Source organism: uncultured Abyssibacter sp. (assembly GCF_964000955.1).
Classification (GTDB): domain Bacteria; phylum Pseudomonadota; class Gammaproteobacteria; order Nevskiales; family OUC007; genus Abyssibacter.
The window spans coordinates 1-9,685 of record NZ_CAXFCL010000368.1 but is presented as its reverse complement, the minus strand read 5'-3'; the positions used below and the strand labels follow the sequence as shown (position 1 = coordinate 9,685).

Sequence of the window (9,685 nt, the reverse complement as noted above, 5' to 3'; positions counted from 1 at the left end):
TTCCGGCCAGCGAGGAGGAGATTGGCGCCATCACCCGTCATTACACCTCGGCGACGCTGGCGGCCGATCTGGTCAAGCTCAAGCATCGGCCCGAGCTGCTCATTACCCACAACAAGCCCGGTTTCGAGGCTCGGATCCAGGCCGAGTTGCCCGACCTGCTCAAGGGCTGGTCCGTGCGTTTTCTGCAACGGGGTGACATCATTTCGCTCTGATGTCGGCTCCCGACCGGAGCCCCCGCCAACCGAATTGCGTTCATGTTTGAGAATCTGACCGATCGGCTCAATCGCACGATCACCCAGCTGCGTGGTCAGGGCCGCCTGACCGAAGACAACATCAAGCAGACCCTGCGCGAAGTGCGCATGGCCCTGCTGGAAGCCGATGTGGCGCTGCCGGTGGTCAAGGACTTCATCGACGGCATCCGCGAGCGCGCGGTCGGTGCCGAGGTCATGGAAAGCCTGACTCCGGGCCAGGCGCTGGTGAAGATCGTCCAGGGCGAACTGGTTCGCGTGCTCGGCGAGGAAAACGTCGACCTGGAACTGCGCGCGCAGCCTCCGGCGGTGATCCTGATGGCCGGCCTGCAGGGTTCGGGCAAGACCACCACCACCGGCAAGCTCGCCCGGCATCTGATCGAGCGACGCAAGAAGTCCGTCGCGGTGACGTCCTGTGACGTATACCGCCCCGCGGCCATCGGCCAGCTGGAAACCGTGGCCGGTCAGGTCAACGCCGACTTCTATCCCAGCGATGGTGGCGAAAAGCCCGTCGAGATCGCCCGCCGGGCGCTGGAACGGGCGCGCAAGGAATTCAAGGACGTGCTGATCGTCGACACCGCCGGCCGGCTGGGTATCGATCAGGCGATGATGGACGAGATCCAGGCCCTGCACGCCGCGGTGAACCCGGCCGAGACCCTGTTCGTCGTGGACGCGATGACGGGTCAGGACGCCGCCAACACCGCCAAGGCCTTTGGCGATGCGCTGCCGCTGACCGGTGTCGTGCTGACCAAGGTCGACGGCGACTCGCGAGGCGGTGCGGCGCTGTCGGTGCGTCATGTCACCGGCCGACCGATCAAGTTCCTCGGTGTCGGCGAAAAGCTGGAAGCGCTGGAGCCGTTTCACCCCGATCGCGTGGCCTCGCGCATTCTCGGCATGGGCGATGTTCTGTCCCTGATCGAGGAGGCCGAACAGAAGATCGATCGCAAGAAGGCCGAGAAGCTAGCCAAGAAACTGCAGAAGGGCAAGGGCTTCGATCTGGAGGATTTCCGCGACCAGATGGCGCAGATGCAAGACATGGGCGGCATGGCCGGGCTGCTCGACAAGCTCCCCGGGATGGGGCAGCTGCCGGCGAACGCGGCCTCGCAGATCGACGACAGGCAGATCGGTCGGACCATCGCCATCATCAATTCGATGACACCACAGGAACGGCGGTTTCCCGCGGTGATCAAGGCCTCGCGGAAGAAGCGCATCGCGGCGGGTTCCGGCACCCAGGTCCAGGACGTCAACCGTCTGCTCAAGCAGTTCACGCAGACGCAGAAGATGATGAAAAAGTTCTCCGGCGGCGGCATGCAGAAGCTGATGCGCCAGATGGGTGGGCGCAGGCCCCCGGGCTTTCCGCCCGGTTGATCCCGGCGGCCGGGAGCGATCCCGCGCGAATATCGCAAAAACGCTTCACTTTCCAGCCGATCCCGCTACAATACGCGGCCTTTTCGCGGCCTGCGCCGCGCGGATTCGTAGTTTTTCCAGGATTTACCATGGTCAAGATTCGACTTGCCCGAGGCGGCGCCAAGAAGCGTCCCTTCTACCACGTTGTCGCCACCGACAGCCGCAACAGCCGTGATGGTCGCTACATCGAACGTCTCGGTTACTTCAACCCGGTTGCCCGCGGCAAGGAAACCCCGCTGCTGCTGGATCTGGACAAGATCAGCGAGTGGCAGGCCAAGGGGGCACAGGTCTCCGAGCGCGTCGCCTCGCTGGTGCGCGAATACAAGCGCAGCGGTCCTGCCGACGCGGCTCCGGCCGTCGAAGCCGCCGCGCCCGCGGAGGCTGCTGCTCCGGCGGAAGCACCTGCCGAGGAAGCCGCCAAGGACAGCTGATCCTTGGCGGAGCAGTGGGTCGTCCTGGGCGAGATCATCGGCGTCCATGGCGTCCGGGGCGGACTGACGATCCGCTCGTACACCGATCCGCTCGACAACATCTTCGACTACAAACGCTGGCAGCTGGATGAGCGCCGCGAAGTGAAGGTGCTCAACGGCGGATGGGTCGGCAAGAGGATGGTGGTTCAGCTCGCCGAGCATGGACGACCATTGACCGACCGCGACCAGGCGGCGGCACTGATCGGCGCGCGCATCTGCGTTCCCCGGTCGGCGCTGCCGAAAACCGACGAACTCTACTGGGCGGACCTGGTTGGTCTGGCGGTGGAGACAACGGATGGCCGCCCGCTGGGCGAGGTCGTCAACATGATGGAAACCGGTGCCAACGATGTGATGGTGGTGCGCGGTGACGAGGAACGGTTGATTCCGTTCGTGCGGGAGCACGTGGTCCATGACGTGGACCTGACGGCTCGTCGCGTGGTGGTCGACTGGGACCCGGATTTCGTGTGATGCGCATCGACGTCATCACCCTGTTTCCGGAACTGGTCGATGCCGTGGGTCGGCACGGGATGGTGCGCCAGGCGATTGCGCTGGGCGAACTGGAGCTGACCTGCCGGCAGTTGCGCGATGGCGCGACCGACCGCCGCCGCACGGTGGATGATCGTTCCTACGGTGGTGGTCCCGGCATGGTGCTGCGACCGGAGCCGATGCGCGCGGTGCTGAACCAGGCACGGGCGGCGCAGCCGACGGGCAAGGTTCTGTACCTGAGCCCGCAGGGTGAGCGGCTCACCGACGCGATGGCGCGTCGACTGGCTCGGGAACCGGGCCTGGTGCTGATCTGCGGCCGTTACGAGGGCGTGGATCAGCGCGTGATTGACGAGGCGGTCGACCTGGAAGTGTCGATTGGCGATGTGGTGCTGTCGGGCGGCGAGTTGCCGGCGATGGTGCTCATTGATGCCGTTGCGCGGTTGTTGCCCGGGGTGCTGGGCCACGGCGCATCGGCGGCACAGGATTCGTTTGCGAATGGTCTGCTGGACCATCCGCATTACACGCGCCCGGCGGAGGATGCCTGGGGCGCGGTGCCCGAGGTCCTGCTCGGCGGCGATCACAGCGCGATTGCGCGGTGGCGCCTGAAGCAGGCCCTGGGGCAGACGTGGTTACGACGGCCTGATCTGTTTCAGGCTTTGACACTGGATGATGAACAACAGGGCTTGCTGGCCGAATTCGTGGCCGAGCAGTCCGGGAACAACACGTGAGGCAGCATGGCCATGACCAACATCATTGATGAATTGAACCAGGAACAGCTCAAGTCGGATGTCCCCGAGTTCGGCCCGGGCGACACCGTTGTCGTCCAGGTCCGGGTGAAGGAAGGCGATCGCGAGCGTCTGCAGGCCTTCGAGGGCGTGGTCATCGCCAAGCGCAACCGCGGCCTCGACTCGGCGTTCACCGTGCGCAAGATCAGCCATGGCGAAGGTGTGGAGCGCGTGTTCCAGACCCACAGCCCGCTGGTCGCCGGCATTGAGGTCAAGCGTCGCGGTGATGTCCGCCGCGCCAAGCTGTACTTCCTGCGTGAGCGCAGCGGCAAGAGCGCGCGCATCAAGGAAAAGCTGGCCAAGCGCAGCTAGGCGGTTGATTCGGCGCGGGCGGTGCACCCATCGTCCGCGCTCCCAACATCGTCAACAACAACGCCCGACTGGTTCGTCCAGCCGGGCGTTGTTGCGTGCGTGGTCCCGGGAAGCGCGTGGAATCAGGCCCGGCGGCGTGATCCGAGCTGATCGTTGGCGGCGTTACGGGTGGCTTGCAACCGACGGCGCTGGCGCGCGTATGCGGCATCGTACTGCTTCAGCCGTGCAGCCATGTGCTGGGTAACCTTCGCCAGCAGGCCGAGTTCACCTCCGGCATCCTGATGCGGAATCTTCACGTCCGCCCGTCCTTGGCGCACGCGCAAGGCGGCTTGTGCGATCTCCTCCAGGCGATGGCCGAGCTGGCCCCCCAGCAGCCAGGTGGCCGCGATCCAGGCCAGCAGTACCGCCACCAGCGCGGCGGCCGCGATGAGGCCCAGGCGTTGATGTGCAGCCGCTGGTAGCAGGGCTCGCTCCATCGGCACCACGGCCACGGCGGACCAGCCGGCGGTGTTTACGTAGGTGCGCGCCGGTGCCGTGACGCGGGTGACCAGCGACAACCCGTCCCAGGGAACGCTTTCAATCGTGGACGTCCCCTCGGCATCAAAGGCACGTAGCGAAGCGGCGTTCATCGCGGCATTGCCGACCGTCGCACTCAGCTTGGACGGTGCCAGAACGACATCACCATCGGCATTGACGAGCAGGACATGTCCGCCGTGGCCGGCCGTGGCGTTGTTGAGAATCTCCAGCATCATGTCGGTTCCATAGACCGCCTTGAGCACGCCGACAAAGGCTTTTTCACTGGCCAGCGACACCGAGATATCAATGGAGTAGAACGTCGAGCTCTGGTCGTATTCCAATTCGCCGATGTTGAAGCCATTGGCCTTGGCATCACGCCACCAGGGTTCACCGTGCGGTGGATCCTCGGCTGGACCCTGGTCGAAATCGCTGGTCGGGTTGGTCGATGCGACGACGAATCCCCGCGCGTCGGTGAAGAAGATCTCCTTGAAGCGCCGGTTGCTGAGCAGGCTCAGGTTGCGCAGAAATTTTGCGGAGTCGGATTGCAGATAGCGCTGTGATTCCCACTGGCCCAGAACGGTCTGGTTGGGCAGAGTGGCCGCTCGCTCGGCGACACCGGTGACGTCGGAGACGGCTGACCAGGTCTTGATTTCGGAGGCTGCGCGTTGGATGTCGCTCTCAATTGCCGACAGGACCGCTTCGGCCTGTTCGGAGGCGGCCATTTCGGCACGCTCCATCTGTGCATCCAGGACGCCCCAGATCACGGCGCCACCGGCGAGCAGTGTCACCACGACGGCAAATCCGGTAGTCAAGCCGGCACGGGTACGGATTTTCATTGGCGTGGTTCCTCACACTGCACATGATTGTCGAGGCTGCATATCGGCCACGCGGGGCGAATGTTGAGCGCGAAAAACCTCGATGCATCGTCCGATTTCGAGCACGCGTGGAAACGAACAAGCGCCGCCGACGAAGCGCCCCCGCGTCCGTCAGTACCGCTGGTCTCGGTGTCAGGACTGTTGAAGACGCTTTTGTCCACCTCCGCCACAAATCCAAGTCCGTTTCGGCGAAAGTGCATCCAGCGCGACGCTGACCTCCAGCTCCTGACTTGAATTCCGGCGGACCACCCTTATTTCGGTCTCGACTTCCGGGAGGCAGGCATGACCGACACACAATCCTTCGAATTCCAGACCGAGGTGAAGCAGCTGCTTCACCTGATGATCCATTCGCTTTATTCGAATCCGGAGATCTTCCTGCGGGAATTGGTCTCCAACGCATCGGATGCCGCGGACAAGCTGCGTTACGAAGCGCTGACCGACGACGCGTTGCTGGCCGACGATCCCGAGCTGCGTATCGAGATCGAGGCCGATCGCGAGCAGCGTACCGTGACCATCCGCGACAACGGCATCGGCATGAGCCGCGACGAGGTCATCGAGAACCTCGGCACCATTGCCCGTTCCGGCACCCGCAGCTTCCTGGAGAAGCTCTCCGGTGACGAGCAGAAGGATTCCGGGCTGATCGGTCAGTTTGGCGTCGGTTTCTATTCCGCCTTCATCGTCGCCGACCGCGTGACCGTGAACACCCGCCGTGCCGGCAGCGACGAGGCCGTGCGCTGGACCTCCGACGGTGAGGGCCGCTACACGCTGGCGGAGATCGACAGCCGTCCGCGCGGCACGGAAATCGTCCTGCACCTGCGCGAGGACCAGGACGAATTCCTGGAGCCGATGCGGTTGCGGCACATCGTCAAGCGCTATTCCGACCACATCGCCCTGCCGGTGCTGATGCGCAAGGCCGATGACGAGGGCAAGCCCACGGACGAGTGGGAGACCGTCAACACCGCCTCGGCGCTGTGGACGCGGCCCAAGTCGGAGATCTCCGACGAGGAATACACCGAGTTCTACAAGACCGTCGCCCACGATTTCGAGGACCCGCTGCGCTGGGCCCACAACCGCGTCGAGGGGAATCAGGACTACACGTCGCTGATCTACCTGCCCAAGCGCGCGCCGTTCGACCTCTGGGACCGCGAGTCCAATCACGGCCTCAAGCTGTACGTAAAGCGCGTGTTCATCATGGACGACGCCAAGCAGCTGCTGCCGACCTGGCTGCGCTTCGTTCGCGGCATCGTCGATTCCAATGACCTGCCGCTGAACGTCTCCCGCGAGTTGCTGCAGTCCAGCCGCGTGGTCGACAAGCTGCGCGCCGCGATCACCAAGCGCTCGCTGGACCTGATCGAGTCGCTGGCGAAGGACGATGCCGAGACCTTCCTGGAGTTCTGGAAGACCTTCGGCGCGGTGATCAAGGAAGGGATTGTCGAGGACCAGACGCAGCAGGAGCGCATCGCCGGGCTGGCGCGCTGGCACAGCACCCACGGCGACGATCTGACCACGCTGGACGAGTACATCGAGCGGATGCCGGAAGGCCAGGACAAGATCTACTACCTGACCGCCGAGACGCTGGCGACAGCCAAGTCCAGTCCGCACATCGAGGGCTTCGCCAAGAAGAACGTCGAGGTGCTGCTGCTGACCGACCGCGTGGACGAGAGGGTGGTCGGGCATCTGACCGAGTACAAGGACAAGCAGCTCGTGTCCGTCGCGCGCGGCGAGGCCGATCTCAAGTCGGTGGTCGCCGACCCGAACGAGGAAGCGGAGCAGGCGCGGCTGGAGACGCTTTACAAGGACACGATCGAGCGTCTGGGCAAGTCGCTGGACGACGATGTGGAATCGGTGCGGCTGTCGCAGCGCCTGACCGAGTCACCGGCCTGTCTGGTCGTCGGCGAGCACGCGATGTCGAGGCATCTGGAGCAGTTGCTCAAGCAGGCTGGCGAGGCGGGCGTGCCCGGCAGCAAGCCCATCCTCGAAGTGAACCCGTCGCATCCGGTCCTGGAGCACCTCAAGGGGCTGAGCGCGGACGAGGACTTTGACGATCTGGCGCGGATGCTCTACGAGCAGGCCGTGCTCGCCGAAGGCAGCCAGCTCACCGACCCGGCAGCCTTCGTCAAGCGGCTGAACCGCTGGGTGTTCCGCGACGCGGCGGCGTCGAACGACGCCAGTTCGCAGGGCGCCGCCTGACGTCAATACCAACCGGCACCGGCCGCGTGACACGCAGGCCGGTGCCGCGTATTCAGATCTTCTGGTTCGTCGGGGCCGCGTCGGTCACCGGCGGGCGCGCCGGGCGCAGCGTCAGCATCAGGCTGGCATCGCGCTGGTAGCGGTCCGGGCGAAAGTACAGCACGCCGTCCTCATCCACCCAGGCGGTGCTGTAGTAGATGTAAACCGGTAGCTGGTCGGCGGTGGCGAGGTCCACGCGTGTGGGTTCCCGATCGCCGATCGTCTCTCGTACGCGCTCGGCATCCCAGCCCTCGGTGTTTTTCAGCACAAAGCCGGCCAGACCGATCGGGTCACCGACGCGGATGCAGCCGTGGCTGAAGGTCCGGTCCGCCTTCTCGAACAGATGGCGGGCCGGCGTGTCGTGCAGGTAGATCGAAAACTTGTTGGGAAACATGAACTTGATGCGTCCCAGCGCGTTGTCCGGTCCCGGCAGCTGACGAACCACGTGAGGGAAGTCGGCGTCGGGGTTCGCGTAGGCCTCCCAGTCGATGTCTCCCGGGTCCAGCACTTCCGAGTCCAGCGGCCAGTCCGCCTGGACGATCATGTTCCGGTCCTTGAAATAGTCCGGGTCTTCGGCGGCCTTCGCGGCCATCTCTCCAACGATGATCGAATTCGGGACCGTCCAGTGCGGGTTGATCTCCAGGAACTGCAACTGGTCGTTGAAGGCCGGCGTCTGGTTCTGTTCCTCGCCGACGATGACCGGCATGTTCAGCGGGTCCTCGCCGTCGCGGTAGGCGACCAGCCAGTAAGCGGCGATGTTGACCATGATCCGGTCATTGGCGAGATCGCGCGGTAGCCAGCGCAGCCGTTCCAGGTTGGCGTCGATCTGCTCCAGACGCTTTTTCGCCGGGTAGTTCAGCATCAGTCGCGCTTGCTGACCGACGATGCCGTCGTCCTCGATGCCGTGCCGGCGCTGGAATTCGGTGAACGCGGCGGCCGTGGCCGGGTCGTAAAGCGTCGGGTCGTCCACTGCCTGGCCCTGCGGTTCGGCCGTGGCCAGCTCCCCGGAGATGGTCAGCCGGCGGCGCAGGTCCGGAATGCTTTCGTGGTGCCCGCCGGGGCGGATCAGCCCCTGTGCGTCCACCGTCGGCCAGCCTCCGGCATCGACGATGTCCACCATGTCCGCCCGGGCGTCTCGCAATCGCCGGTACTCGGCCGTTTGTGGCAACAGGGTTTCCAGGGAATCCGCGACGCCCAGCTTGTCCAGCCGCTGGAGTTGCGTTTCGCGATCGAAGGCTGGCTTGGGGATGAACCACGCGTTGTCCGCGGAGGCCTGCGAATACCGGCCCCGGGCGAAGTCGTGGGCGTATTCCAGATAGGCCTGCATCGCCTGCCACTCGAAGGCTGCGGCACCGTCCATCTTGTCCGGTGGCGCTTCGCGAGCCGCGTGCAGCGCGTCCCGCGCATAGTTGTCGCCGCTGAGTCCATGCGTCTCGGCGGCATCCAGCGCTTCGATCAACGTGTCCAGTGCGCTCGAGGCCCCGGCCTGTCCGAACAGCGACGTGTCCAGCTTGATCCAGACCGGCTTGAAGCCGCGCGATGTGTAGTAGTCCCGCGCCGCGGTGTCGTCCGCGCCGATTGCCGAGTCCAGGGCGGTTTCGAAGGCCTGGAGCTCGGAGGCGTCCCGCCCGCAACCGGTCAGGCCGAGGAGCAGGGTCAGCATGACCATCACCGGACAGGCACGGCGCAGATTTCGCGATGTCGCCATCAATACTCCCTTTGGCATGTCACCAGCGCGCCCGGGAGCCGCGAACGTCAACATGGACGAACGGTCCGCGTACACCTGGTTTGGGTCCGTACAACCCCATGCCGCCGGTGAATGGCTGGTACCAGCGCTCGCCGGACAGGCGCTCGATCAGGTCGTAGATCACGCGTGCGTCGGCGACATCGACGCGACCGTCCCCGTTCAGGTCGTCCATGACACCGTCCTTTGGCGCCTCGTCGACGAAGATGTCTGCGGCGCCCCCCCAGACATGCCGGCTATAGGGCACGTTGCCGATCGACGCGTTGTACCAAGGGGTTCGGAACCCGCTCATGATGTGCAGGCCGGAGGCCTGATAGCCGGCCTCGGCCAGTTGTTCCACGATCATCTCCAGCTTGAGCAGCAGCCGTTCGCGCAGGGCGACGTACTTGGGATAGTCCGAACGCTGCTTGGCGACGAACTCGCCGAGCGTGAAATGCGGCGAGATGCGGGTCTGGCGATTGGTGGCGTTGACCTCGACGAAGCCCGCGGGCGGTTCGTAGATCGACTGACCGCGCAGCTTCCGCCGTGGGTAGTCGCCAAGACGATAGCCGTTGAGCTGGCCATTGGCGACGTCGTCGGCGGGCGTCATCACGAAGGCGTTGATGGTCATCAT

Annotated in this window: 8 protein-coding genes and 2 pseudogenes; 7 read left to right on the top strand and 3 right to left on the bottom strand. The window is 64.8% G+C overall.

Features of this window, described 5'->3' with window-relative positions; translation table 11 throughout:
• From ABNS06_RS17975 to rplS, 6 genes and pseudogenes are all read left to right on the top strand, one after another.
• Nucleotides 1-212: pseudogene (locus ABNS06_RS17975) on the top strand (3',5'-cyclic-nucleotide phosphodiesterase); the annotation flags it as partial.
• A gap of 42 nt (nt 213-254) precedes the next feature.
• A complete protein-coding gene (gene ffh / locus ABNS06_RS17970; RefSeq protein WP_348675984.1) occupies nt 255-1,616 on the top strand; it encodes a signal recognition particle protein in 1,362 nt (453 codons plus the stop codon).
• 128 nt (nt 1,617-1,744) lie between these two features.
• Nucleotides 1,745-1,984: pseudogene (gene rpsP / locus ABNS06_RS17965) on the top strand (30S ribosomal protein S16); the annotation flags it as partial.
• Nucleotides 1,985-2,089: 105 nt separating this feature from the next.
• The gene (rimM, locus tag ABNS06_RS17960) at nt 2,090-2,593 is read left to right on the top strand and encodes a ribosome maturation factor RimM (RefSeq protein WP_348675983.1); all 504 of its coding nucleotides are present in this window, start codon (nt 2,090-2,092) and stop codon (nt 2,591-2,593) included.
• Nucleotides 2,593-3,339 carry a tRNA (guanosine(37)-N1)-methyltransferase TrmD gene (trmD, locus tag ABNS06_RS17955; protein ID WP_348675982.1) on the top strand — a complete coding sequence of 249 codons (747 nt, stop codon included), beginning with the start codon at nt 2,593-2,595 and terminating at the stop codon, nt 3,337-3,339. The genes rimM and trmD overlap by 1 nt, the downstream gene beginning before the upstream one ends.
• 12 nt (nt 3,340-3,351) lie before the next feature.
• The gene (gene rplS, locus ABNS06_RS17950) at nt 3,352-3,708 is read left to right on the top strand and encodes a 50S ribosomal protein L19 (RefSeq protein ID WP_348675985.1); all 357 of its coding nucleotides are present in this window, start codon (nt 3,352-3,354) and stop codon (nt 3,706-3,708) included.
• Between the two features lie 122 nt (nt 3,709-3,830).
• On the opposite strand, the gene ABNS06_RS17945 is transcribed toward rplS, so the two are convergent.
• The gene (locus ABNS06_RS17945) at nt 3,831-5,060 is read right to left on the bottom strand and encodes a cache domain-containing protein (protein WP_348675981.1); all 1,230 of its coding nucleotides are present in this window, start codon (nt 5,058-5,060) and stop codon (nt 3,831-3,833) included.
• A 321-nt stretch (nt 5,061-5,381) separates the two neighbouring features.
• Between ABNS06_RS17945 and htpG the strand changes: the two genes are divergently transcribed.
• Nucleotides 5,382-7,289, top strand: coding sequence for a molecular chaperone HtpG (gene htpG, locus ABNS06_RS17940; protein ID WP_348675980.1), 1,908 nt, complete (start codon nt 5,382-5,384; stop codon nt 7,287-7,289).
• Between the two features lie 52 nt (nt 7,290-7,341).
• On the opposite strand, the gene ABNS06_RS17935 is transcribed toward htpG, so the two are convergent.
• Nucleotides 7,342-9,036: a L,D-transpeptidase family protein gene (locus tag ABNS06_RS17935; RefSeq protein ID WP_348675979.1), complete on the bottom strand. Its 1,695-nt coding sequence runs from the start codon at nt 9,034-9,036 to the stop codon at nt 7,342-7,344.
• 19 nt (nt 9,037-9,055) lie between these two features.
• A partial coding sequence (locus ABNS06_RS17930) for a D-Ala-D-Ala carboxypeptidase family metallohydrolase (protein WP_348675978.1) occupies nt 9,056-9,685 on the bottom strand: 630 nt, incomplete at its 5' end.